General features: G+C 48.5%; 15 protein-coding genes. 9 read left to right on the plus strand and 6 right to left on the minus strand.

The window, feature by feature from the left end; translation table 11 throughout:
• Positions 1–14: 14 nt before the first annotated feature.
• Complete coding sequence (locus tag ACQW03_RS18840) at positions 15–767, plus strand: amino acid ABC transporter ATP-binding protein (protein WP_068942063.1); 753 nt, start codon at positions 15–17, stop codon at positions 765–767.
• Positions 768–886: 119 nt separating this feature from the next.
• On the opposite strand, the gene ACQW03_RS18845 is transcribed toward ACQW03_RS18840, so the two are convergent.
• From ACQW03_RS18845 to ACQW03_RS18855, 3 genes are all read right to left on the minus strand, one after another.
• Positions 887–2041, minus strand: coding sequence for an MFS transporter (locus ACQW03_RS18845; RefSeq protein WP_441951146.1), 1155 nt, complete (start codon positions 2039–2041; stop codon positions 887–889).
• 262 nt (positions 2042–2303) lie between these two features.
• Entirely contained in the window at positions 2304–3584 is a 1281-nt protein-coding gene (locus ACQW03_RS18850) for an AAA family ATPase (RefSeq protein WP_441951148.1), read from the minus strand.
• A gap of 1 nt (position 3585) precedes the next feature.
• Positions 3586–5043 (minus strand): RtcB family protein, encoded by a 1458-nt coding sequence (locus ACQW03_RS18855; RefSeq protein ID WP_441951150.1) that lies wholly within the window; start codon positions 5041–5043, stop codon positions 3586–3588.
• A 545-nt stretch (positions 5044–5588) separates the two neighbouring features.
• On the opposite strand from ACQW03_RS18855, the gene ACQW03_RS18860 reads away from it, so the two are divergent.
• From ACQW03_RS18860 to ACQW03_RS18880, 5 genes are all read left to right on the plus strand, one after another.
• Positions 5589–5918, plus strand: a complete 330-nt coding sequence (locus ACQW03_RS18860) for an ArsR/SmtB family transcription factor (RefSeq protein WP_013311437.1) — start codon at positions 5589–5591, stop codon at positions 5916–5918.
• Between the two features lie 29 nt (positions 5919–5947).
• Complete coding sequence (locus tag ACQW03_RS18865) at positions 5948–7729, plus strand: SulP family inorganic anion transporter (protein WP_076294346.1); 1782 nt, start codon at positions 5948–5950, stop codon at positions 7727–7729.
• A gap of 519 nt (positions 7730–8248) precedes the next feature.
• A complete protein-coding gene (locus ACQW03_RS18870; protein WP_441951153.1) occupies positions 8249–9874 on the plus strand; it encodes a S8 family serine peptidase in 1626 nt (541 codons plus the stop codon).
• Between the two features lie 569 nt (positions 9875–10443).
• The gene (locus ACQW03_RS18875) at positions 10444–15942 is read left to right on the plus strand and encodes a S8 family serine peptidase (protein ID WP_441951155.1); all 5499 of its coding nucleotides are present in this window, start codon (positions 10444–10446) and stop codon (positions 15940–15942) included.
• 182 nt (positions 15943–16124) lie between these two features.
• On the plus strand, positions 16125–16472 hold the full coding sequence (locus tag ACQW03_RS18880; RefSeq protein WP_023989817.1) for a hypothetical protein: 348 nt from the start codon (positions 16125–16127) through the stop codon (positions 16470–16472).
• 12 nt (positions 16473–16484) lie between these two features.
• On the opposite strand, the gene ACQW03_RS18885 is transcribed toward ACQW03_RS18880, so the two are convergent.
• Positions 16485–17072 carry a hypothetical protein gene (locus ACQW03_RS18885; RefSeq protein WP_258296706.1) on the minus strand — a complete coding sequence of 196 codons (588 nt, stop codon included), beginning with the start codon at positions 17070–17072 and terminating at the stop codon, positions 16485–16487.
• Positions 17073–17295: 223 nt separating this feature from the next.
• Between ACQW03_RS18885 and ACQW03_RS18890 the strand changes: the two genes are divergently transcribed.
• Positions 17296–17667, plus strand: a complete 372-nt coding sequence (locus ACQW03_RS18890) for a DUF4190 domain-containing protein (protein WP_025720792.1) — start codon at positions 17296–17298, stop codon at positions 17665–17667.
• 93 nt (positions 17668–17760) lie between these two features.
• Complete coding sequence (locus ACQW03_RS18895; protein WP_258296705.1) at positions 17761–18018, plus strand: hypothetical protein; 258 nt, start codon at positions 17761–17763, stop codon at positions 18016–18018.
• Between the two features lie 137 nt (positions 18019–18155).
• Here ACQW03_RS18895 and ACQW03_RS18900 read toward each other — a convergent pair whose 3' ends face one another.
• Positions 18156–18308, minus strand: a complete 153-nt coding sequence (locus ACQW03_RS18900; protein ID WP_023989813.1) for a DUF1540 domain-containing protein — start codon at positions 18306–18308, stop codon at positions 18156–18158.
• A 298-nt stretch (positions 18309–18606) separates the two neighbouring features.
• Positions 18607–19794, minus strand: a complete 1188-nt coding sequence (gene fabV, locus ACQW03_RS18905; protein WP_441951159.1) for an enoyl-ACP reductase FabV — start codon at positions 19792–19794, stop codon at positions 18607–18609.
• Positions 19795–19983: 189 nt separating this feature from the next.
• Between fabV and ACQW03_RS18910 the strand changes: the two genes are divergently transcribed.
• Positions 19984–26724, plus strand: coding sequence for a WIAG-tail domain (locus ACQW03_RS18910; protein ID WP_441951161.1), 6741 nt, complete (start codon positions 19984–19986; stop codon positions 26722–26724).
• The last annotated feature ends 100 nt before the right edge of the window (positions 26725–26824 follow it).

Consider the following 26824-nt stretch of genomic DNA (forward strand, 5'->3'; position numbering starts at 1 on the left):
AGGAGATTGTACCGGTGATCCAAATTCGGAATATACACAAATCGTTCGGCTCGCTGGAAGTGCTTAAGGGTGTTGACGTAACGTTGGGTAAGGGGAAAGTGCTTGTTATCATCGGTCCTTCCGGTTCTGGTAAAACAACGCTTTTACGCTGCTTGAATTTGCTGGAAATTCCTGACCAAGGAGAGATCCAAGTAGGGGATATTGCACTGAATTTTGCGAAAGGAACGAAGCTCCGGCAAGAAAACATTTTGGCGCTGCGCAAGCGGACAGGGATGGTATTTCAATCCTACAACCTCTTCCCGCATATGACAGCAGTACAAAATGTGATGGAGGGACAAGTCACGGTTCAGAAAAAGAGCAAGGATGAGGCGCGCAAACGTGCATTGGAGTTGCTTAAAAAAGTGGGGTTGGCTGATAAAGCGGAATCCTATCCGCATCAGTTATCGGGAGGACAGCAGCAACGGGTCGGTATTGCCCGGGCAATGGCGGTCGAACCTGAGGTACTATTGTTCGACGAACCGACCTCCGCGCTTGATCCCGAGTTAGTAGGCGAGGTGCTTAAGGTGATGAAGCAACTGGCTGCCGAAGGGATGACCATGGTCATTGTCACCCATGAAATGAAATTTGCAGCTGAGGTTGCGGACCATGTGATTTTGATGGATCAGGGTGTAATCGTTGAGCAGGGTACGCCGCATGAGGTTCTGGAGCAGCCCACCAGTCCACGGGCTATTCAGTTTTTGAATCGTCTGAGCGGGGAAGCGGAATAAAAGGGATTACAGTAGTTATTAAAATAAGCGTTTAGACTGAATAAAAAGGCAGCTACAGCCGGGCATTGAAAAATAAGCCTCGAACCCGTAGCTGCCTTTTGCTCATCAGTTGTCCTCTTTTATTTCAATTTTAATGTAAGTAAAAAAGTGATCAACAGAATACAACAGCCTGCTATGAATGGAGCGAACAGATTTGTATCAAATAAAAATCCCGCTAGAGTAGGGCCTAAAATACTTCCAACACTCATATAGGCATTATTCATACCCGCTACATATCCTTGCTCATTCCCGGCCATCTTCGATAATTGTGTATTAAGAGCTGGACGAAGCATAGCTGTGGCAAAGAAAATAAGGGAAGTGACAAGGAAGATACTCCAAAAATCTTTGGCTAAGAGAAATAAAATATAAGCAACTGAGGTGAAAAGAAGCGATCCTTTGATCACCCTTTGTTCACCAAACTTATTGATTATTTTAGCAACAACTAATGCTTGCATACCGACTCCGATCACAGCACCTGCGGTCAGAATGACAGCAATATTTTGAGGTGAGAATTGGAAACGGTTCGTTACATATAAACCAAGAACAGATTCAAAATTAGCGAGCCCAAAGGTCATCACCAGGACAAGTACAAAGAGCATCGTATATTTTGACTTCAACGATCTCACGTATTGTTTGTAAATAGATTCCTTCTGAATCATTCTTGCCCGTGCTGCTTTCATTTGCTCTGTCGATAAACTTTCAGGCAAACAAAACACTGAAAAAATAACAGCAACCATAGCAGCACCTGTCGCTGCGTAAAGCGGCACTCTCGTTCCATATCCTGCAAGAAGACCACCCAGTCCAGGTCCAATAACAAATCCGAATGACATGGCTGCGGCGAGCAGGCTATTTCCTTTGGCGCGTTCTTCGGTTGTTGTAATATCCGCTACATATGCCATCATGGGTGGAACAAGCAGGGCTGCTGCCATTCCTTCCAGAAGTCTTGAGGTATACAGCATCCACAGCTCATCTCCAATAGCAAAGATAAATTTAGCCACAGCAAAAACAATGACACCTACGACGATGAATGCCTTTCTCCCATATCGATCAGACAGCTGTCCAGTCAGGGGAGAGAGCAGGAATTGTGTCATGCCATAAGCAGCTACCAATAAACCGATCGCCCGCCCACTGGCGCCAAACTCAATGATCAGTTCTGGCAGGATGGGGGTAATTAAACCAACGCCCACCATAACGATGAAGATATTAATCATTAGAATCCCAAGTATTCTGTTCATGCAAAAAAACCTCCTTATCCATTGGTTTCTGGATAGGAGGTAGACGTGCGAACAAGAAGATACACTGCTCCCGTCAAAGAAACAATGCCCTTATCGTTAATACCCAAAGCCTAAACTAATCCTATCCAGAAAATTCGTAAGATTACGATTTTTTTCTTTGGTGGAATAGGATTAGTAGATCATTGGCTTAAGGTCACCCTTTCGATACTTTATTATTTATCAACGTAACATAAATTTCTTGATAAGGCAATGAAAGGATAACTCAGAAGAACCCGACTCGTCCTTCGGCCACATTTTTTAACCAGTCCTGCTTGCGGCTCTTATCGAGCTCGCCTCGCATACCTTTGATAATCAGCTCAATATCGGCTTTTCCCTGCTCATGCCACTCCAGAGCAGTGCTGACATACAGTTCTCCGAGCTGTGCCAGCGAAAACCCTTCAGTCATGGATGCCGCCTTCTGTGTACCTGTTTCCCCTGCAAAAACAAGGAAGTTGCGCAGCTTGAGATACGCCAGTCGCAGCGCTTCGTCAGGCAAACTGATTTCATAAGCCCGGTCGAAACGCCCTGCCCGGTTCATCAGACCTGGGTCGATTTTTTCGGGATAATTGGTCGTTCCGATCAGGAAGATGCCCTCCTTGGATGTAGCGCCGTCGAGGGTATTCAGGAAAAAGGAACGAACCTCCTGAGGCATGGAATCAATGTCCTCAATAACCAGTACCATCGGAGCCAGGCGAGTAGCCGCCTCGAACACCTCTTTGACCGATTCACTGGTTGTATACTCCGTAATTTGCCAGTAGGCTGCCGGACCGGGTACACTGCTGGCAATTGATTTTACAAGTGTTGTTTTACCGTTGCCCGGATGGCCGTATAGTAGAATACCTCGCTTGTAAGGAATGTTATAAGTCTGATAGAAGGTACGATCCGCTTCAAAAAACTGGTCGAGTGATCGAAAAATATCCCGTTTGATTTCTGCTTTCAAAATCACGTCATCCCGCGTAATTGCGCGGGTTATCGGCTCTGCCTGCCGAGAAAGTCCACGGCTTGTGTCGGTAAAAACGGTGACACGCTTCATATTCTGCTTACGTTCACGACCGCGTACTCCCGCAAGGAAGCCTTGCAACTCCTGGTCGCCTATCGCAAATACGTAATCTTCATTGTACACGCCATTATCACGGAAAAAGGGAACTCGCGCCAGTGCGATGCCCCACTTGGGATAGGCGAATACATTATTACGCATCGACAGATGCACGCCATATTCAGGAGTCGGTCCGTCATCGTCATACTGGATGGTGCGTTCCTCCAAACGATCGAAGACCCGTGCCACATGCTCCAGATCGGGACTGCCTGCACGAATATCCTCCTCCAGCAGATCCCAATACTCAATATTGGGATCATCGCTGGCATACAGCACGTATTTTACGCCGTAGCGGTTATAGAGTGCTTCACTGATACCGTCGATCAGACGGGCATAAGCGGCATAACCGGTAATGCGTCCATCTGTACGTTCATCAAATTCGTAAATAGCTGGGATGTCTATACTCAAATTATTTGGCTCCTTTCAGGGCGGCTAGCGGCTTGCATTTGGCTACAACTGCTGCGAGTCCTGCCCCGGTGACACTTTCGATAATATCATCTACATTTTTGTAGGCTTGCGGAGATTCGTCGATAATGCTTTCCAGTGATGCCTGATTGACCACAATTTCGTCGTCTGTCCCTACACCCAGGGCCCCTGCAAAATCGTCCACACTGACGAGTCGTTTGGTCGCAGAACGCGAACGAATACGGCCTGCTCCATGGCAAATGGAGTGGAAGTTATCCTGACCGCCCGGTAAACCTACCATAATATAAGAAGCTGTCCCCATAGAGCCGGGGATCAGGGCCGGATGCCCTGTCGCCTGATAAGGCCGTGGATTGTCGGGGTGTCCTGCTGGAAGAGCACGCGTAGCACCTTTACGATGCACAAACACGCTGCCGTGATCCGGATGGGATTCCTCCCAAGCATAATTGTGCATTAGATCGTACAAAGTACGCAACTCGCACTTTGTACCAAAGACATCGCGGAAGGCTTCACGCACCGAGTATGCGATGAGATGTCGGTTCACCACGGCATAATTTAGCGCCGAATACATCATATCGACATAATGTGCAGCCTCGGGATGGTCCAGCGGTGCGAATACCAGTCTCGGGTCAGAGGTACCGAGTCCGAGACGGCTCATCGTCTTGGCAATAGCAGATGAACTGGCCTGGCTAACTGCTCCACCCCAAGCCCGCGATCCAGAATGAATCATCACAGCTACCTGACCGTCGAACATACCCCACGCTTCAGCTGTTTCGCGGTTTTCCTCCGCGATTTCAATCGCCTGAATTTCGACGAAATGATTGCCTCCACCCAGTGTGCCTAGCTGTCGGTGAGCCCGATGCCATGTACGGTCTTCGACAAGATTCAGCACCTCCTCGTCAAAGGAGAACTTACTGTGCTCTACATGGGTGAGTGAGGTGGATTTCTTAGGGGTGTAGCTGTCTGGAATATATTTGTTGGGTAAGCCGTGTAGACCCTTGCGTACAATATGCTCCAGTCGGATATCCGAATAATGCCCGCGCTGGTGAGCTTCTATGGGCAAGTATTTGTCGATGGTTTTGACCAGCTTGCGTCGCAGCTTGGTTTCCTTCAAAGCATCCTTGTGCAAATTGGTCAGGTGTACGCGCATGCCGCAGCCAATATCGCTGCCGACGATGGAGGGAGATACATAGCCGTCCTCCATTCCCCATACAGCAGTCGTACCGATGCAGGTTCCGACGCCTACATGTACATCTGGTGTGTATCCCATATAGCGGATACCAGGAATTTGTAAATTGTTATTAGCCATCTCGAACACTTTGTAATCCAGTGAGGAGAAAAGCTGCTGAGAAGCATATACGGTTAGATCACCTGCCGGAAGCTTCATCAGATGGCTGTATGGTCCTTCATGCAAGGACGAGTTGGTTGTATGTTGTATATTCATTTAAATGGGTAGTTCCCTTCTTCATGTAAATTCATAAATACTTGCATAAAAAGATTTAAAAAACAAAAAAAACCGCAGACTTGTCGTCTACGGCTTCCTGCACCGAAAGTGTCATTACATTTTATGATCAACACATCATAAATACGTAAAATAACCTGTTCTTCCAATAGCATAAAAAAATAAAAAAGCCTGGCTAATCACGCCGTCAGACAGCGTGATATCACCCATCATGTCGCCCGAACGGGGCCGATGAGACGAAAACTCAAATATGTGGTTGTATCATGCTGTCTGTCTGTCGTTATCATGTAAAGCTCGGTCATGTCTGTCGGCCCCCTTTTCTTAAAGTTAATTGCTATGTTAATGGAAACCTGTGGAAGCTGTCAACCCCTGAAAGATAGAAGTGTGGGAGAATGTGACTTTACTCATGGTGAAGTGTGAGTAACATCATAGTTCAATTGGCCCAAAGCTGTTATTGTACTAAATATTCAAATATTCAGATATTGTTGATCGTTATAGGACAATTCTGTGAGGGGGACGGAGCAGGCATGGAAGGAGATCTCCAGAAATTTAAGGCCGACTTTTTCAAAGCATTGGCTCACCCTCTGCGCATCCGTATTTTGGAGGTGCTGAGTGAAGGAGAACGGAATGTGAACGAGCTGCAGACTGCGCTCGGTTCCGAAGGTTCTGCCGTATCGCAGCAATTGGCCGTTTTACGGGCCAAAAATTTGGTGAACAGCTTCAAGGAAGGTACATCGGTTGTGTATTCACTACGTGATCCGCTTTTGACGGAGCTGCTTGCGGTAGCGCGGCGGATTTTTGACAATCATTTGGTTGAAGCTATCTCGTTGCTGGAAGGTATACGTAACGAGAAGTAATGCTATTACAGAAAAGAAGGGTTACAGGAATGAAGTGGATAGGAAGGTTCGAAGGCTATAACGCAGGGGCTTTGCGAAAGGATCTAATTTCCGGAAGTATTGTAGCGATTGTGGCGATTCCGCTCGGTATGGCGTTTGCCATTGCATCAGGAGTAAAGCCGGAATATGGGCTGTATACGACCATTGTTGCGGGAATTTTGGTTTCGCTGCTGGGAGGGTCCAAATTCCAGATCGGAGGACCTACAGGTGCATTTATTCCGATTTTGCTGGCTATTGTCATGCAATACGGTTATGAGAACTTACTCATAGCCGGTTTTATGGCGGGCATTATGCTCATTTTAATGGGTGTGCTAAGGCTGGGGGCACTGATTAAGTTTATTCCCAAGCCAGTAACAATTGGCTTTACAGCCGGAATTGCCGTGACGATATTCAGCGGTCAGATTGCTAACTTTCTCGGCTTGCGTGGGGTAGAGCGGCATGAAACTTTTCTGCCTTCCATGGCAGAGCTCATCCATCGACTTCCTTCACTGAATGTATATAGTATCCTGACGGCTTGTATCTGTCTTGCCGCGCTTATTTTGGTGCCTAAAAAATGGCCCAAGATACCCGGCTCACTGGTTGGCCTACTCTTGTCAACGCTGGTGGCAGCTTTACTTTTTCCAGGGCAGGTGGCTACCATTGGATCTGCGTATGGCGCAATTCCAGCATCTTTACCTGAGCTACATATTCCTGTGATGACGTGGGATTTGATCGTGAAACTCTTACCGCCAGCACTTGTTATTGCAATGCTGGGAGCTATTGAATCTCTGCTTTCAGCTGTGGTAGCTGACGGTATGACGGGAGCCCGGCATAACAGCAATCGTGAACTGGTTGGACAAGGGATTGCTAATTTGCTGACACCGCTGTTTGGCGGTATTCCTGCGACAGGTGCAATTGCCCGCACCGCCACAAATATCCGTAACGGTGCTGTTTCTCCTATGTCAGGCATCGTACATGGGTTCGTGGTGCTCCTCATTCTGGTGCTTTTTGCACCTTATGCATCTAATATTCCGTTGGCCAGTATGGCTCCGGTGCTGATGGTAGTAGCGTGGAATATGAGTGAGCGCAAGCATTTTGCGCACATTCTCAAAACGCGGACAGCGGATTCTATCGTACTGGTTGTCACCTTTTTGCTGACGGTTTTTACGACGTTGACAACGGCTGTGGAGGTGGGTTTAATTCTGGCGGTTGTATTGTTTGTCAAACGTATGAGCAATACACTTTCAGTAGATAAGGTACTTCCTGATCCTTCTGTAAAACATGAAAAAGTAGGCGCGCATATGGTCACAGATCAGCATGATTGCCCGCAGGTGGCTATTTATAATGTGGAAGGCCCTCTATTTTTTGGTGCAGCCTCGGTATTGGAAAACTCAGGTGTGGGAGGTCGGACTGACCACCTACAAGGGATTTTGTTGTTGCGTATGGGAAAAGTCCCTTTTATGGATATGACGGGAGAAGGTAACTTTACCGCATTAATTCATAAATACCGGAAGTCTGGCGGGACGGTGCTTGTTTCCGGACTCCAGCCTCAACCTTTGGCATTACTACAGAAAACCGGATGCTACGACATGATTGGACAAAAGCATTTTTTCGAACATACAGGAGAGGCCCTTACAGCTGCCCTTGCGCTGGTGAATCAGGATCATTGCTGTGGATGCAGGCAAATGGCTTTCCGAGAATGTACGAGTCTGTGTCGCAGATCGCAGCAAACCAAATCTTCCTTTCCAGATGGAGCCGTATCGGTTCCCATACCTGTAAATAGCAGCAGATAACACTCTTTAAATTTGTTGCTGAATGCCGAAAAATCTCTTCTAATCTCCGAAACCAAGTGCACAATGAAGAGTTGCATTTGCTTCGAAAATGGAAGAGATTTTTCTCTTCTTAAAGAAAAAAAGGAATAAAATTCAAAAAAATGCTTGAATATCTGATTTTATGACACTATACTAGATTCAAAAGATACCATATGTTTCATTCTTCTGTTTTAAATTGTATTTTAATACTTGCTTATCAACCTCCTCGATCACTTCTAGTTTCTTACCCTACCTTTTTCTTCATTTTTTTCACTTACCATTTTCAAACTTGTTCACCTGTTCCTACCCGTTATGCTTGTTCTTTGCGGTCTGCACCAAGGGTTTTTCACCTCAGAATGATGACCTATGGATTTCACCCCAGCGGAATCTATATTTTTTAAAGGAGGTGAGTACCAGAGGCTATTTTGTGAGCTTTTGACGTAGCTGGCCGGAAGGTTGTCCTTGAGAATTAAAAAACCAAGTAAAGGGAGATGGAAAGTATTGATTAAGTCGAAAAATATCAAAAAGACGCTGTCGGTCAGTTTTACCGCTCTTCTTGCTTTTTCTCTAATTTCTCCGGTATATGGAGATTCCAGCACAGCCACCTCAGCAGGAGGATCAACCATTTCCGCCAAGGTTTCAGCCAAGCTGAACCAACAATTCAGTGCCAGTGAGTATGTCACCTATCTGGTTAAATTGAAGGATCAGGTGGATACGGAGTCAGTTGCCAAGCATGCTTTCCAAAAGGCCTCTGCAGAGCAAATTTCACCCGCTGCCGCCAAGCTTTCTGTACGTACAACAGTTGTGAACTCTCTCATGGATACAGCAGAAAAAACGCAACAATCCGTGGAAGAATACTTAAAGAAGGAAGTCAATAACGGAAACGTCAAAAAGTACAAGAGTTACTTTATCGTGAACGCATTTGCGGTAACCAGCACCAAAGAGGTCATGGATAATCTCGCCACACTTCCTGAGATCGACAAAATTTTACCGGATGAAAAGCGGGAACTGCAAAAGGTAGAAATAGATAAGGATGCCCAGCCCGTAGTTGAGGAATCTACAGCTGACCAAGCGGTTGCAGATCAAGCCGCTGTAGATAAGGCTGTGACGGAAGAGAATGCGCAAAAATCGGTGGAAGAATCCGTGTATAAGGATGCTGTAACGCCAAGCCGGGTTGAATGGAATATTACCAAAGTCAAAGCACCACAGGTGTGGGCCAAAGGCATTGACGGCAAAGGGGTTGTCGTTGCCAATCTTGATACGGGCGTAGAGTATACTCACCCTGCGTTGAAAAGAAAATGGCGCGGTTTGAACGCTTCCGGTCAAGTCGTGAATCCAGAGCTGAGCTGGTATGATGCGGTTAACGGGGCATCTCTGCCAACTGATTCAAATGGACATGGTACACACACGATGGGTACGAGCGTTGGCTCGGACAGCAACGGTACGAATGAAATCGGTGTTGCTCCTGGCGCCAAATGGATTGCGGTTCGAGTATTCAATCCAGATACCACCGACTCCATCTTACTGGACGGTGGACAGTGGATTCTTGCTCCTGTAGATAAAAACGGTAAAAAGCACCCTGAGCTTGCACCGGATGTGGTGAATAACTCTTGGGGCGGTGGACCTGGCCTGGATGAATGGTATCGTCCAGTCACCAAGGCGTGGAGAGCGGCTCAGATTTTCCCTGAGTTCTCCGCCGGCAACACAACACTGTCCAATCCGGGCGGACCTGGGTCTGTAGCCAATCCGGCGAATCTGCCGGAAGCTTATGCGACAGGAGCCACGGACGTTAACAACAAGCTGGCCAGCTTCTCGTTGCGCGGTCCTTCTCCTTATGGCGAAGTGAAGCCTGAAATTTCGGCTCCTGGTGTAAACATCCGTTCTTCTGTACCGGGCGGAGTGTATGAGGGGGGATGGAACGGTACCTCCATGGCAGGCCCGCATACTGCCGGATTAGCAGCATTACTGCTTCAGGCCAAACCATCTTTGACTGTGGATCAACTGGAGGATGTTATTTCAAAAACAGCGACACCGCTGACAGACAGCCAGTATCGGACTTCACCGAACAATGGTTACGGATATGGTCTGATCGACGCGCTTGCTGCGGTGAACTCCGTACTTAAGTGAGGATTTTACAAAAGTCCCATAAGCGACTTCCAATGAACAAGATATAGAGCGAAAGACAGGATTAAGAAAGACCCCCCAAAATCCCTTTGAGCGGCTCGTACAGAGATTGCATACACCTGTTAACCGTGTAATGCACTATTTACGTAGCCGCAAAAAAGGGGTTTTCGTACATAAAAGAATATAAAAGTCATAGAATTTCAAGAAAAATGCAAAAAAATGACTTGTATATCTGTTTTGATAACTTTATACTATTCCATAATATATGATTATATATCAATTTTTAATATAAAATGTAATGATATAACATGTCTTTTCTTCGAAGTTCTCCTGCTTTTTCTCCTTGGTTTCTACTGAATTTCATCGCTTGCTATTTGGATCGTAAACTCACCTATGAAGTACTACTACCTACGAACAGCCAAATATTTTTGTGCCTCTATATTCTATGAAGGAGGTGGTCGCCAACCACATCGTGTTGTGCAACCCGTGTGTTTGATGTGCTAGGCATGAGGTCTTACTCTGTACAGGTTATTCCAGAATCATTAAACCTAGTAAAAGGAGTGGAGAAGTAATTGATTAAACCTAAACGATTCAAGAAACCACTATCTATCGGACTATCTTTACTAATGGCCTTTTCCTTTGTTCAACCTGCTTTGGCGAATAACACACCGGATGGCTCCAAGCTGGAGCTGAAATCTGCCTCGCACAAGGTCACGACCGCGAAGGTGTCCCCGAAACTGACCAAACAGTTTGAGGAGAATAACTATGTTACCTATCTGGTCAAATTAAAAGAACAGGTAGACACCAACAAGGCTTCCAAAAATGCACTCCAAAAGGCCTCACTTGAGAAAATAACACCCTCCGCTGCCAAAATGGCTGCACGTAGCCATGTGATCAGCTCTCTGCGTGAAACGGCTTCAAGAACCCAATATGGGCTTGAAAATTATTTGGATAAGCAATCAGAGAGCGGCGGAGTGAAGGAATATAAAAGCTTTTTTATTGTCAATGCATTGGCTGTAACAAGCACCAAGGAGGTGCTGGATCATATTTCGCAGCTGCCTGAGGTCGATAAAGTCTTGCCGAATGAAACGCGTTATCTGCAAAAGGTGACGGTTGACAAGCAAGCAGAGGGAGCAAATGCCAAAACGGCTGAAACAGCGACAGCAGCAACGGCGAAGTCTGCAACGGTAGAGAAAGCTGTAGAGCTGGAGAAGGACGATGGCAAAACATCGGCTAAGCCTGGCAATGCAGGTAAGAACGCTGTAGACCCATCTACGGTGGAATGGAACATATCCCATATTAACGCACCACAAGTGTGGGAAAAAGGAATCGACGGAACCGGAATCGTGGTCGCCAATCTGGATACAGGTGTAGATTATACACATCCGGCCCTTCATCGCAAATGGCGGGGTCTGGACGCGGCAGGCAATGTCGTGAATCCCGAGCTGAGCTGGTACGATCCGCATAGTCATGCGACGCTTCCGGTCGATCAGGAAGACGATTCCCATGGTACACATACGATGGGCACGATGGTCGGCTCTGAGGAAAACGGAACGAACCGAGTTGGCGTTGCACCTGGTGCGAAGTGGATTGCGGTTCGGATTTTTAATCCGGAAACGACGGATGCGATTATACTGGATGGCGGTCAATGGCTGCTTGCGCCAAAAGATGCCCAAGGGAATCTTCATCCCGAGCTTGCTCCAGACGTAGTGAACAACTCGTGGGGAGGCGGACCGGGTCTTGATGAATGGTTCCGGCCTGTGGTTCAGGCATGGAGGGATGCTCAAATCTTCCCCGAATTCTCCGCAGGTAATACCTCTCTTTCCAATCCGGGCGGTCCTGCCTCGGTAGCCAATCCGGCGAACTATCCGGAATCCTTCGCTACTGGAGCCACCGATATCAATGATAAACTGGCCAGCTTCTCCTTGTTAGGACCATCACCCTATGGTGAGGTGAAGCCAGAAGTTTCCGCACCGGGTGTGAATATCCGGTCATCTGTCGCTGGTGGCGCCTATAAAGGCGGATATAACGGTACTTCTATGGCGGGACCTCATGTGGCGGCCCTTGCGGCTCTGTTGCTGCAAGCGAATCATTCGCTTACCGTAGACCAGCTTGAGGAAATTTTGATGAACACAGCTACACCGCGCACGGACAGCACATATCCTACTTCGCCAAACAATGGCTACGGACATGGTGTCATTAATGCGCTGGATGCAGTCGGTTCGGTCATGCAAGGTCTGGGCTCCGTGTCTGGTAAAGTTGTAACGGGTGGCGACGATCTGGAAGCACCTGTTCTCGAGCATACACCGCCCGCAGCGGCATTCGAGGGTATTGATATACCTCTGACTGCTCATGTAACGGATGATGTCGGCGTGACAGCCGTTGAGGCATTTGCCAAAACAGCAGGTACGTCAAACTATGTATATATTCCGTTGGAACGGACCTCCGGCGACAGCAAAGATGGTACATATCAAGCGTCCATCCCGACTTTTTTGGTGGACAGCGCTGGTCTGGAATACTATATTCGTGTAAATGATTACGGTAATAACGGATTTGAAACTGAAGTATACAAGGTTAAAATCTCCAAAGGCGTAAAACCAGGCTACACACAAGACTTTGAAAAAGACATTGCTGGTATTAATATCGGTGGACAGGGCAGTGTTTGGAAATGGGGAACTCCGACAAGCGGCCCTAAAAGCGCACATTCGGGTACAAAGGTCATCGCGACAAATCTCGAAGGCCAATATCAGGCCAACTCCAACAGTTATTTTATGGCCCCTCCGATTGATCTGACCGAGAGCTCAAAAGGGGCACTGGTCAGCTTCAAGCATTGGTACGATCTTGAAAACAATTCTGATTTCGGCAAAGTATACGTAGCAACCACAAACAATCAGAATGCGTTTGAGCAGGTATTATCGTTTACTGGCACCAGCAACGGCTGGAAAACACAATATCTTGATTTGCGGGCATTCGCGGGTCAAAAGGTATACCTCCTGTTCAACTTTACTAGTGACAATACGGTTGTGAAAGATGGCTGGTATATTGACGATCTGTCGATTCAGGAGCCAGACACCGTTGCACCTGCTGCGCCGAGCAATTTGACTGCTGAAGCAGATACTGTGGGCAACGTCACGCTGGCCTGGAATGCTTCCTCCGATGAAGATGTGAAGCAGTACAAGGTGTATCGTTCTACCCAATCAGGCAAAAATTATACTTCCATCGGTACAACCTCAGCACTGACACTCACAGATACCATCACGGTCGGTGGAGCAACCTATCATTATGCAGTGGCGGCTGAGGATTATAGTGGCAATGAAGGAATCAAGTCAAATGAGGCTTCTCTGAGAGTAGACGTGCCGGATACGCTGTATAGCGATCATTTTGACGGCAGCTCGGATAATGGCTGGACTCATTCCGGTACCAAGGATGAGTGGGAACGTGGCATTCCGAAGGAAGTAGGACCAGAGAGCGCAGTGTCCAGACCAAATGTGTGGGCAACCGATCTTGATAGCAATTATGAGAACGGAGCTGAATTTTCGCTGGTTTCTCCAAAAATTAATTTGCAGGCTGTACGCAACGCAACACTGACCTTCAATCACTGGTTTGAAATTGAGGCTGGCTATGATTACGGTTATGTGGAAGTGTCCAAAAACAATGGCGACACGTGGAGCGAGCTGGGCAAGTTCTCTCACAATACGAATGGAAAAAAGTGGACTCCAGTTTATTACAATCTGGATAGCTACACCGGCAATGAGATTCAAATTCGCTTCCGTTTGAAATCGGATAACAGTGTGAACAAGAACGGTTGGTACATTGACGATTTCCGTGTATTGGGTATTCCAGCTGCGACAGTGACCAAGGACATCGTACCTGAGTCGAATATCAAGCTGGAAAAAGCGGAAGAACAATTCCCGCTGTACAAAATTACAAGCACTGAAAAGAGTGAATTCCTGGAGAAAGTGAAGCCGGCAGAAACAACGGTGGATAGTGGACGTGTCGGGCTCGACAGTCTTCCAGCCAGTGCTACGGTTACGGTATTGGAAACCGGACGTTCGGTGAAAACGGATCCGACCACAGGCAAATACAGCTTCACCCATGTAGCGGGCGACTATACGCTGAAGGCTGAAGCCTATGGTTACGTGCCTCAAACGAAAGCAGTCACGATTGAGAATAACAAAGTCATTAGAGCAAACTTTAGTCTTCAGGCCATACCTCACGGTACGATTCACGGGGTCATTACCGACAAGCAATCCGGTGAACCGATCCAAAAAGCGAAAGTGTTGGTGCTGGAGGATGCACGTATTGCTCCGGTAGAGACGAATGAGGCTGGAGAATTTACGCTGGACGTGCTGGAAGGAACATACACATTGTCTATTTCAGCTGAGAATTATTATAGCGACAGTGTATCCGTTATTGCTCCTCCGAACGGTAGTGTGGAAGCGAATGTCACGTTGAAACCTTTCATCGGGTTCCAGGGAGGCATCGCCTACGATGACGGGACAGGAGAAAATGCCAGAGCCTTTAACGCGGCAGGCAATTCATGGGCAGTCAGAATGACGCCTGAGTCGGAAGTGGCTCAAGTGACAGGAGCATCGCTTTTGTTCTGGAACTCTGCCTTCCCGAATCCGGGAGGAACGGCATTCCAATATTCTGTTTATGACGCCTCCGGTACGGCAGGAGCGCCTGGACGATTATTGGCTGGTCCATTCGACGGGACTGCCGTGCGGGATGAGTCACAATGGACGACAGTGCAGCTTCCAGAGCCGGTGACGGTTCAAGGTGACTTCTACATCGTATATACACAGTCTGCTGTAGGCACACAGTCGCCGGGTCTTGCTACAGATGAGAGTGGCCCGAATGCACTTCGCAGCTGGCAAGGTGTAAGTGGCGCATGGAGCCAATCACCTGAGGAGGAAGGGAACTACATGATCCGGGCTATCGTCAGATATCCGGTGAATGCTCCAACGATTACGACTCCTACGAAGGCTACGTATACGCAGGAAGAGTCGATTACCGTAACAGGAACTTCCCCGGCAGAAGGAGCCGATATTCAGCTCTTTAACGGTAAGGAGCTGGCTGGCACAACGAAAGTGAAGGATCGCCAGTTCAGTTTGTCGGTTGATCTTCAACCAGGTACTAATCCGCTAAGTGTTCAAGCAGCGGTATACGGCAAATTAACGGATCGTTCCGAAACGGTGGTTGTGACGCTCGATCAGACTAAACCGGGTCTGATCCTGACATCGCCTGATGAAGGGGCGCGTACAAACGCGGGTGTAGTCAGTGTAGTCGGTACCGTGTATGACGAGTTCCTCACCGAATTGACGATTAATGGTGAGCCCGCTGAATTTGGAAGTGACGGCAGCTTTAACAAGCGGTTGCTTATCAACGAAGGTGAAAATCAAATTACGGTGACGGCCAAGGATCTTGCCGAAAACGAAACAAGCGTTACGCGCTCGGTGTATGTCGATACAGCTCTGCCGAAGCTTGAAAACATTAGCCCTGCTGAGGATGTGCGTATTACTCCAGGGCAGCCGGTACAAGTATCCTTTGACAGTGCATCCGGTTTGGAGGCGTCCTTCCATGTGGAGCTGCCTTTCAACCTGTCCACTTTGGGCCGCAACGATATTCCATTAAATGAAACTTCGTCAGGCCACTATGAAGGTACTTATTTCACTTCATCTTCTCTGAACCTGGAAGGCGGAGTCATCGTGATCCGGGTAAGGGATGCAGCGGGAAATGAAGTGGAGACGGAGGCACCGGGAAGATTGTATGTAACCAATGGTGGAGGACAGAACCCTGATCCGAATCCATCCAATGAGAAGCCGGTAGCCATTATTCAGGCTAACGAATCAGCCAAGAAGAACAAAAATGTACAATTTAACGCCAAAGCTTCCCGTGATGTAGACGGTGAGATCGTCAGTTACAGCTGGAATTTTGGCGATGGCGATACGGCGGTCGGTTCCAAGGTGAAGCATAAATTCACCACAGCTGGAACATATACCGTAGAGCTAACGGTAACGGATAATGACGGCGCAAGTGGTAAGACTGTGCATACGATCACGATCCGTTAACAGCCAGTAGGAAAGGAAATGCTTCTTTTAGAATAACAATGAAGGCCCACAGCAAGCCCCGGTTTATAGAGGCTGCTGTGGGCCATTTTTAATTGTCGAGCCGTTCAAGAAGCGGTACAATGAGTAGAACTCTAAAAAGTGAATCGTTTCACAATAATATTTTTTAGCAGGAGAGGATCCTATTGATTCATTTGCAAAAAGAAAGCGGACGTATCCGTCTTGTGCTGGATGCCTATTTTATGGGGGAAGATATCATTGTACTCATTTCAGGCGGTGATCAGCCTCATTTGGGAACGATTACAGCAGGGGCCAGACTCGAGCCGATTCAAACTGTGCAATTGCAAAATCACAAGGAGTTTTATATTACCGAAGAAATTGCAGTTCGCTTGCGAAAAGAGTTTGCAGGCAATTTTGCCATTTGCTGCGGGGCACATTTAGATCATGCAACCAAGGACGAAATCCGAGTGCTGACAGATATGGCTATACAATTGGGAAAAGAGCTCATTGGAGAACTCAAGCAAGCACGCTAGTAGCATACCTTCTTAATTGAATTCCCGAAAGAGCAGATTGCGATATGGGTACTTACTAAAGGGATACTTAAAAAGCAATGCAAAGCCATCATCCTCAATTTGTACGGATTTCAGCGCAGAGGATGGAATCAAACTACGAATCATGACATGAACTGCACGCTGGTCTTGTCTGTTGATCGCTTTGGCTAAGGCAGAAGCAAAACATGAATTACGTGCCAATTCGCGATACAGCGGAAAAACGGCTTTTGCAATGGCGCGATGAACTCTCGGCTCAAACGTAAACTGCACAGTCCCCGGTGGAATCGTCGTTCCATTCGTATAATAGAGCATCGGTGGCTGAGCTAAAAAGGAAATAAAGTAGCCGATGCCATTCGTGCCTAAGCCTTGTTTGGCGGCAAATGGTGCTACTGAGCAGAGAAGGGATTTCATCCGATCCAAATTGCCCTGAACGACAGCTCGTGACCATTGGACGGCAAAAGCACGTCGGGTTGCAATAGCTTTGTAAAAGGGTAGCATGGCAGCGGATATTTTCCTAAGTGTATCTGCATTTAAACGTTTGTGAGGCGAGCCCTTTCTGCGGGATGTTGAACGATATAACATAGCTCCGACCTCCTTGGCAGGATGCTCTCATGGAGCGCAATTGATCTGTAACAGGTACAATACTGTATGCCCGGTTACCTCAAAAAGTGCTAATATCGCTAGGTTTCTTCTTTTTAACGTTCTAATTTAAAAATTCGAAATAAGTACTGTCCTGATTTGTAAGATTGTGGTACCCTAGAACTTATATAATTGCTATTTTACTTATTGGAGTTGAATTTAACAGATGAGTGATTTGTACAAGGAGCCTCGATCTTCCGATCCTTTTCAGGAGACGAACGATTATAACGCCCCATTTAACCCGCCCCCAGTAGTTCCACCTACAAATAGTAAAGCTGTTGCCTCGATGGTGCTCGGGATTTTATCTGTTGTCATTCCCTATATTGGGTTGATTATCGGAATTGTGGGTATTATTTTGTCCAGTCTTTCCTTGAAGGAAATTAACCGTCATGGAGAGCAAGGCAGAGGTATGGCCATTGCTGGATTGGTATGTAGTATTATCGGTACACTGATTTATACACTGATCATCATTTTTATAGTTATTGTTTTTATTGTAGCGGCCTCCAGTGGCGATCCGGATATTTTTTCAGACATTTAATCAATTGAAGAATGCTTGAGTCAGACAAACCATTCACGATTTGACTATTGGATGCTATGATAAAAGGAGTCCAATGAAGGAGAGTGAAGCCGTATGGCACGTACTCAAACACAAAAAGCGCTGAGCAAGGCAAAACGCGCTGGAATCTATTGCGCGGCACAAAGCCGCAAAACGAATGACCATTATGGCGAGATTTCACAGCACATACGAGTGAAGCCGACCAAGCAAGAACAATTACAAAAGGTCAAGCACAAGAAGCGAATCGTTCAGAGCGACGCTTCTTTTTTTTTGTCTTTAGAGAGAACAGCAGTGTCCTTTTCGGCTTGGATTTATAAAGTAGCAGAGAAATGATTGTATACAAGCGAATAGCGTTTTTCTGTACCGAAAAAGGACTTGATAATAATTATCATTATTGTTAGAATATCATAAGAAAGAAGGAACCCGGGCATGGGCTCCTTCATTATAAAACTAGGCTTGAAATCAAAGATTTACTTGGCTTCGAAGGTTTTGCAGTCTGTTTCTTCAGACTTGTGAGTGTCTTCAGGTCTGTTGCTTACGATGTAAATGGAGCTAGCGCTGCATTTATTCTCTTGGGCCCAGTGCGTACATGAATTGACTTCACACAGAACGTCTTTTGCCATGTTGTACACCTCCTTATATGGATGTGGTGGGCTGAGCAAATAAAATCACGGTCAGTCAAGGTAGGACTTGTCCAACTGTGTTTACCCTCTTGTTAGGAAGAGGGACTTTGCTATGCCTACTTGTACAATATCAAATGAATTTTAAAATTGCAATGTTTGCTTCATTTTGCAGTTCAGAGCGGACACAAGTGTCCCTTTTAATTAAAAAACAAAAGCTGTCCTCCAAGCAGAACGAAATGTTTCTCTGCTGGAGAACAGCTTTTGTTTGTTTTTCTGACATAATGACGGTATTAAAGGCTTAGCGCACGTTGGGAATATTTACGATGGGATCAATGTCAGCATCATAGTCTACACCCTCGAACTCAAAGCCGAACAGTTGGAAAAATTCGTGACGATATCCTTCAAGATCTGACAATTCGTAGATATTGTTGGTTGTCAGCGCCTCCCATATTTTCTCAACCTCTGCCTGTACGTCTTCGCGCAGTTCCCAATCATCAATGCGAATACGTCCTTCTTCATCTACAGGGATTTCTGGTGCATACAGACGCTCAGCAAACAGACGGTAGCTCTGTTCTACGCACCCTTCATGCAGCCCTTTTTCCTTCATTACCTTATATAAAGCAGAAATATACAGAGGAACGACAGGGATAGCGGAGCTAGATTGGGTAACGAGTCCTTTAGTGACTGCGACGAAGGCGCGTCCGCCTGTAACTTTCAGCTGATCGTTCAGCTGATGTGCTGTCTCCTCCAGATGATCCTTTGCACTTCCGATACTGCCCTCTCTGTAGATGGCTTGTGTAATATCTGAACCGATGTACGAAAAAGAGAAGGTAGTTGCAGTATCGGCGAGTACACCGCCAGCTCGCAAGGCGTCAATCCACAATTTCCAGTCCTCACCGCCCATAACCTCTACAGTTCCTTGTACTTCTTCTTTTGTTGCGGGTTCGAGCGTCACGCTACTGACTTCCCCGGTGTGGAAGTTAACGGTCTTGTTTGTGTAAGGCTTACCAATAGGTTTGAGCACGGAATTAAACGTTTCGCCTGTGCGGGGATTTGTACGGCGACCTGAAGCGACACTGTAAACCACCAGATCGACTTGTCCCAGTTCTTCGCGAATGGCTTCCACCGTTTTGGCTTTGACCTCATCTGAGAAGGCATCTCCCGTCACGCTTAAGGATTTAAGCCCAGCTTCCTGAGCAGCTTTTTCAAATGCAGCAGAATTGTACCAGCCTGCCGATGCTGTACGTGTGGCGCTAGCATTACTAGGGCGATATACACCAATTGTATTGGCACGCGCACCGAAGGCGGCAGTAATTCGAGAAGCCAACCCATATCCGGCAGATGCCCCGATCACAAGTACATTACGGGGTCCCTGGATAGCAGGACGGGCCTGTACATAGTCAATTTGCTCCTGAACATGTTGGGCACAGCCCACCGGATGAGCAGTGGTGCAGATAAAGCCACGTGTTCTTGGTTTGATAATCATGTTATTGTAATTCCTCTCTTCTTGTAGCGATCTTCACCCTTACTATTTTAACTTTTAACTTTTTTTTTTCAAACGTGGATTTTAGTAAGTATCCTTTTTACCCAAAAGTGTATCCTTGCACGGGGTGGCAAGTGCCTAAGTGCCTGCATATGATGCTGTAACGATAAATATGAGAAGGGAGAGAGTTGCTTGAAGAATAAGAGCCGCAAAACCATAAGAAACAAAAAGCCGCTCTATAGTGTAATTGACCCGGATATGAATGAATTAAGTATGATACATCGCGTGAAGCCACAGCCTGCGGAGAGGGAGACAGAAGCAAGACTTCATCAAGTTGCTTCTCCGCCTCCCCCAACCAAAGAGGAGCCGGAGCTACAGACTATTGTGGAACCTGAAGTCGAGGCTTCGCATGAGACAGAGGTTGAATTTGCGGATGCAGAGGAGACTCAAGTGTCGATGGGGGAACCCCAAGAGCTAGAAGCAGAGCCGGAGCCGGAACCAGAACCAGAACCTGATCCAATCGATGTGGAGGAAATTTTGAGCAATAAGAAGGCTCCGCATGTAAACAACGCTTTCATTTATACAGACGATTTGAGCGATCTCGCTGTAACGGGTGAGAAGATCGCTCCCGCTTCCATAGATTCCAGCAAGCTGAAGCAAGAGAGTATCCACACGGATTCTCTGGCGGATTATGCCGTTCAAACGATTAAGATAGCCGACGGTGCTGTGACTTCTTCGAAGATTGCCCCGGATTCCATTACGGTGGAACATCTGTCGGACGCATCTGTGGCAGGCAGTAAATTGCAGGATCGCTCCATCGGTGGTGAAAAACTTCGAGATGGCAGCATCACTCCAGAAAAGCTGGCTGATAAGATTATCAGCGGCGATCATATTGCGAATGGCTCCATTGAGAGCCGTCACTTCAAGCAATGGATCGTGTCTTCAGACATGCTTCAAGATCAGGCGGTTACCTCTGATAAAATTCGCAGTGGTACGATTCAATCAAACAATTTGGCTAATGAAGCTGTCGATAGCTCCAAGCTGGGCGATCAATCTGTGACCACTTCCAAACTGCGGGATGGGGCTGTGGATGCGGCTAAAATCCAAGCTGGCAGCATTGAGAGTGCACACCTGACCGAGCATGCCGTTCATGCAAGGCATCTGGCTCCCGGTTCGATTAATCGCAAGCAGCTATCCAATGGAATTGTAGGCAAGGAACAATTGGAGGAAGGTGTTGTCAGCGGGCGTCATCTGGAGTCGGAGGCAGTTACCAGTTCGCACATTCAGGCTGGAGCGATTGAAAGAAAGCATCTGAGTCCAGGCTCCATTGGGGAAGAACAGCTTGGAACGGGCCAAGTAACAGCCCGTCACCTGGCGGATCGGAGTATTCAGTCCAATAAACTGGCAGATCAGTCTGTAGGCTCATTGCAAATTGTCGATCAATCCGTCACTTCATCCAAGATATCGGATCAGAGCATATTACCACACAAAATTGCCGATGAGGCGGTACTTACCAGACATATTGCTACAGCAGCCATACAAGGTCCACAAATTTCTCCAGAGGCAGTTTCTTCCTTGCATCTCCAGTCCGAAATCATTCGAAAGGATCATATTGCATCGGAGGCGGTTACGGAGCAACATTTGCATTCCGGGGCTGTGACGAGCGAGAAATTAGGGAAGGGAGCAGTTCTGGAACACCATGTGGCGAATCAGGCTGTCAAGGAAAATCACATTGCTTCGAGCGCGGTTAAGTCTGATAAAATCGCTGACGAAGCAGTGACAGAACCTAAAATTGGCACTGGGGCGGTAACCGGAAATAAGATTGCCTCTCAAGCCATTACACACGTACACATTGCAACGGGGGGGATTCGTGAAAACCACCTTGCCGACAACAGTGTGGGTGGAAAGGCATTGCAGGCTCAATCCGTCGATTCGACCCATCTGGCCCAGAGTTCTGTGCTGAGCAAACATCTTGGGGAAGACAGTGTTGGAACCTCGGCTTTGCAAGAACAGTCCGTTACCGCGGACATACTAGGTGAAGGCGCTGTTCAAACCGCGCATTTGGCCGGCGGAGCGGTGTACTCCCATCATTTGCAGGATCATGCTGTTACTTCGCTGAAACTATCGCCGGAGAGTGTGGCCACGGATAAAATCAATGATTTGGCGATTACGGCTCCTAAGTTAGCTGAGGGGAGTGTCACTTCCTCTAAGCTGTCTGCTCGTTCCGTGCAGCCGTGGCATATTACGGATAAAGCGGTGCAGAGTAACCATCTGGCTGTTGAAGCGGTGGAGGCGAATCATCTCGCTCCGGAATCCGTCACCTCTAATCATTTGCAATCTGCATCGGTCCAAACCAAACACCTCGCCCCCGACAGTGTATCCGGTCATGCTCTTCAGTCGGAAAGTGTCACCTCTGAAAAGCTAGCAGCCCGTGCTGTGCAGGCACCCAATCTGGCGGAAAACAGCGTGGGTCCTGGACATTTGGCTGCGCAAGCCGTACACACTCGGCATTTGGCAGCAGGAGCAGTACAGGAGACGGAATTAGCCCAGAACGCTGTGAAGTCTGCACATCTTACAGCAGAATCCGTCCAATCAGAGCACTTGCAAAGCGGGGCTATTCTGGAAGAGCATATTGCACTGCAGGCCATATCAACCGATGCTTTGCAGGATGCATCCGTTACATCCGATAAATTGGCGGATGAGGGTGTGACTTCCTCCAAGCTGTCAGCCCATGCAGTGCAGTCCGAGCATATTATGGACGAAGCTGTACGAAGCAACCACTTGGCTGTGGCCGTTGTGGACTCGACCCATCTAGCATCCGGAGCGGTCACTTCGGTGCACCTACAGGCTTCCTCTGTGCTAACGAGACATTTGGCTCCGGATAGTGTGTCCGGTCGTGCGCTTCAAGCAGAAAGTGTTACCTCGGAAAAGCTGGCGGCGCGTTCGGTACAAGGAATGAACCTTGCGGAAGGCAGTATCGGTCCTTCACATCTATCTGTGCAATCCGTTCACACGCGGCATTTGGCAGCCGGAGCGGTACAGGATCGTGTGCTGGCAGAGGGAGCAGTGAAGTCCGAGCACATTGCCCCGGAATCAATCCAGCCGCGCCATCTGCAAGCTGAAACCATTCAGGGAGAACACATTGCAACCCAGGCCATATCGACTGATGCTTTACAGGATGAGTCCGTAACATCTGACAAACTGGCAGATGAGGGTGTGACTTCCGCCAAGCTATCGGCCCACTCGGTACAGTCGTGGCACATTACAGACGAAGCTGTGCGAGGAAATCATTTGGCAGAAGAGGCCATCCAATCGAGCCATCTGGCGCCGGAATCCGTCACCTCAGCTCACTTGCAGGCTTCGGCAGTGCTCACAGGTCATCTGGCCCCAGAAAGTGTGTCCGGCCGTGCGTTACAAGCGGAAAGCGTCACCTCTGAAAAGCTGGCAGCCCAATCAGTGCAAGGAACGAATCTTGCAGAAGACAGCGTCGGCCCGTCACATCTGTCTGCACAGTCGGTACACGCCCGGCATTTGGCAACTGGCGCAGTACAGGATACAGCGCTGGCAAAGGGAGCAGTGAAGTCGGTACACATTTCCCCGGGGTCGATCCAGTCACATCACCTGCACACTGGAGCCATTCAGGGAGAGCATATCGCATCTGAGGCCATATCGACCGCTGCTTTGCAGGATGCGTCCGTTACGTCCGATAAATTAACGGATGAGGTTGTGACTTCCGCCAAGCTGTCGGTCAACTCGGTACAGCCGTGGCACATTACCGATGAAGCTGTGCAAGCCAATCATTTGACAGCGGAGGCGATCCAGTCAAGTCATCTGGCCTCGGAATCTGTTACCTCTCGTCATTTGCAGGCTTCGGCAGTGCTCACGAGCCATCTGGCGCCGGATAGTGTATCTGGTCGTGCACTACAGGCGGAAAGTGTTACCTCGGAAAAGCTGGCGGCGCGCTCGGTACAAGGGACGAATCTTGCGGAAGGCAGCATCGGCCCCTCACATCTGTCTGCACAGTCCATACACAGCCGGCATCTGGTAGCCGGAGCGGTACAGGATCGAGCGTTGGCAGAGGGAGCAGTGAAATCCGTGCATATCGCCCCGGAATCGATTCAGTCGCACCATCTGCACACTGGAACCATACAGGGAGAGCATCTGGCACCCCAGTCGATATCGGCTGATGTTTTACAGGATGCGTCCGTTACGTCCGATAAATTGGCAGATGAGAGTGTAATTGCCGCCAAGCTGTCGGCTCATTCGGTGCAGGCGTGGCACATTACAGATGAAGCCGTGCAAGCCAATCATTTGGCAGCAGAGGCCGTTCAGTCGAGCCATCTGGCGCCGGAATCTGTCACTTCAGCCCACTTGCAATCTTCGGCAGTACTTGCGAGCCATCTGGCCCCGGATAGTGTATCCAGTCGTGTGCTACAAGCGGAAAGCGTCACTTCAGAGAAGCTAGCGGCCCACTCGGTTCAAGGAACGAATCTTGCGGAAGGCAGCGTTGGTCCTTCACATTTGTCAGCCCAGTCGGTACACACCCAGCATTTGGCGAATGGCGCAATAGAGGATACAGCGCTAGCAGAGGGGGCAGTGAAATCTGTACACATTGCCGCAGAATCAATTCAGTCGCACCATCTGCACATTGGAATCATACAGGGCGAGCATCTGGCACCCCAGTCGATAACGACTGATGTTTTACAGGATGCGTCCGTTACGTCCGATAAATTGGCAGATGAAATCGTGACCGCTGCCAAAATATCTCCACATTCCGTACAGCCATGGCACATTACGGATGAAGCTGTGCAAGCCAATCATTTGGCAGAAGAGACCATCCAGTCGAGCCATCTGGCGCCGGAATCCGTCACCTCAGTCCACTTGCAATCTTCGGCAGTACTTGCGAGTCATTTGGCGCCAGATAGTGTATCCAGTCGTGCGCTACAAGCGGAGAGCGTCACATCGGAGAAGCTGGCAGCCCACTCGGTGCAAGGAATGAATCTTGCGGAAGGCAGCGTCGGTTCTTCGCATTTGTCCGCCCAGTCGGTACACACCCAGCATTTGGCGAATGGCGCAGTACAGGATACAGCGCTAGCAGAGGGGGCAGTGAAATCTGTACACATTGCCGCGGAATCGATTCAGTCGCACCATCTGCATACTGGAACCATACAGGGCGAGCATCTGGCACCCCAGTCGATATCGGCTGATGTTTTACAGGATGCGTCCGTTACGTCCGATAAATTGGCAGATGAGAGTGTAATTGCCGCCAAGCTGTCGGCTCATTCGGTGCAGGCGTGGCACATTACAGATGAAGCCGTGCAAGCCAATCATTTGGCAGCAGAGGCCGTTCAGTCGAGCCATCTGGCGCCGGAATCTGTCACTTCAGCCCACTTGCAATCTTCGGCAGTACTTGCGAGCCATCTGGCCCCGGATAGTGTATCCAGTCGTGTACTACAAGCGGAAAGCGTCACTTCAGAGAAGCTAGCGGCCCACTCGGTTCAAGGAACGAATCTTGCGGAAGGCAGCGTTGGTCCTTCACATTTGTCCGCCCAGTCGGTACACACCCAGCATTTGGCGAATGGCGCAGTACAGGATACAGCGCTAGCAGAGGGGGCAGTGAAATCTGTACACATTGCCGCAGAATCGATTCAGTCGCACCATCTGCACATTGGAATCATACAGGGCGAGCATCTGGCACCCCAGTCGATAACGACTGATGTTTTACAGGATGCGTCCGTTACGTCCGATAAATTGGCAGATGAAATCGTGACCGCTGCCAAAATATCTCCACATTCCGTACAGCCATGGCACATTACGGATGAAGCAGTGCAAGCCAATCATTTGGCAGAAGAGACCATCCAGTCGAGCCATCTGGCGCCAGAATCCATCACCTCAGCCCACTTGCAATCTTCGGCAGTGATGACCCGGCATATTGCGCCCGGGAGTATATCGGTTCACGCGCTCCAGGCAGGCAGCGTGAACGCTGAGAAGCTTGCGCTTCGGGCGGTGCGTGCTTCGAATCTAGCAGAAGCCAGCGTAAACTCCGTCCATTTGACGGAGCATGCCGTACACGCTCAACATTTGGCCGATGGGGCGATCCAAGGGTCCGCACTGGCAGAAGGCGTGGTGCAGTCCAGGCATATCGCGCTGGATTCAGTCCAGTCGGAGCATCTGCAAGCAGGGGCTATTCAGCCACAGCATGTAGGCTGGCAGGCGGTGGCTGAGGAAGCTATACAGGAAGGAGCTGTGACATCCAGCAAGCTGGCAGATGGAACGGTACAGTCTCGTCATGTGGCTGAGGAGGCTATTGAAAGCCACCACATTGGAGAGGAAGTTATTGATTCGCATCACCTAAAGCCGGGCTCGGTGACACTGGCTCAGCTGTCCACAGATATACATCTCTCGGGACTTTTGCCAGAGGAAGGTGTCAGTGGCGACAGACTTCAGGCAAACAGTATATCTCGCAGCCATCTGAAAGCTCAGGCCGTCGACAGCGAGGTGCTAAGCCCGGAAGCTGTGGGACCAGAGCATCTGCAAGCGGCTGCGGTACAAAGCCATCATGTGGCAGAGCGGAGCATTGAAGGTCATCATCTGGTGGAAGGCTCGGTAGGCTCACGTGAGCTGGAGCTGAACGCAGTGAAGCCGGAGCATTTGAGCATCACTCCGGTCCGTACTTGTGCGAATCAGCCCGCATTACAGCAGTTCGGCAGAGCGCCGTTTCTTTTGAAAGGCAGTGAAGGAGAGACGGAAGTAACCATTGTATTCGGAGAGCCTTTTGTAAACCCGGACTACACGTTGGTAGCGATGACGAACCATCCTCTCTTTCATGCGACGCTGAAATCTCAGACGCCGAATGGAGCAGTGATCGTCGTAACCAAGTGGAACGAAACCGCGCATAACTACGGTATTATTTCCTGGATCGCCATTGGTTAGTGAAGATGGTTATTGTAAAACTCATAGCGTGCAGACTCATGTATTTTCTAAATACAGGGCTGCACGCTTTTTCATATACTTTTCACACATTTGCTCCACA

Origin of the sequence: Paenibacillus sp. DRB1-1, assembly GCF_052119485.1 — a bacterium.
GTDB classification, from domain to species: Bacteria; Bacillota; Bacilli; order Paenibacillales; family Paenibacillaceae; genus Paenibacillus; species Paenibacillus polymyxa_B.

Coding starts and splice junctions, on each gene's coding strand:
- ACQW03_RS18900 (WP_023989813.1), bottom strand. CDS start 18,308: ATGGCAAAAGACGTTCTGTGTGAAGTCAATTCATGTACGCACTGGGCC.
- ACQW03_RS18890 (WP_025720792.1), top strand. CDS start 17,296: ATGAGTGATTTGTACAAGGAGCCTCGATCTTCCGATCCTTTTCAGGAG.
- ACQW03_RS18895 (WP_258296705.1), top strand. CDS start 17,761: ATGGCACGTACTCAAACACAAAAAGCGCTGAGCAAGGCAAAACGCGCT.
- ACQW03_RS18860 (WP_013311437.1), top strand. CDS start 5,589: ATGGAAGGAGATCTCCAGAAATTTAAGGCCGACTTTTTCAAAGCATTG.
- fabV (WP_441951159.1), bottom strand. CDS start 19,794: ATGATTATCAAACCAAGAACACGTGGCTTTATCTGCACCACTGCTCAT.
- ACQW03_RS18845 (WP_441951146.1), bottom strand. CDS start 2,041: ATGAACAGAATACTTGGGATTCTAATGATTAATATCTTCATCGTTATG.
- ACQW03_RS18885 (WP_258296706.1), bottom strand. CDS start 17,072: ATGTTATATCGTTCAACATCCCGCAGAAAGGGCTCGCCTCACAAACGT.
- ACQW03_RS18855 (WP_441951150.1), bottom strand. CDS start 5,043: ATGAATATACAACATACAACCAACTCGTCCTTGCATGAAGGACCATAC.
- ACQW03_RS18865 (WP_076294346.1), top strand. CDS start 5,948: ATGAAGTGGATAGGAAGGTTCGAAGGCTATAACGCAGGGGCTTTGCGA.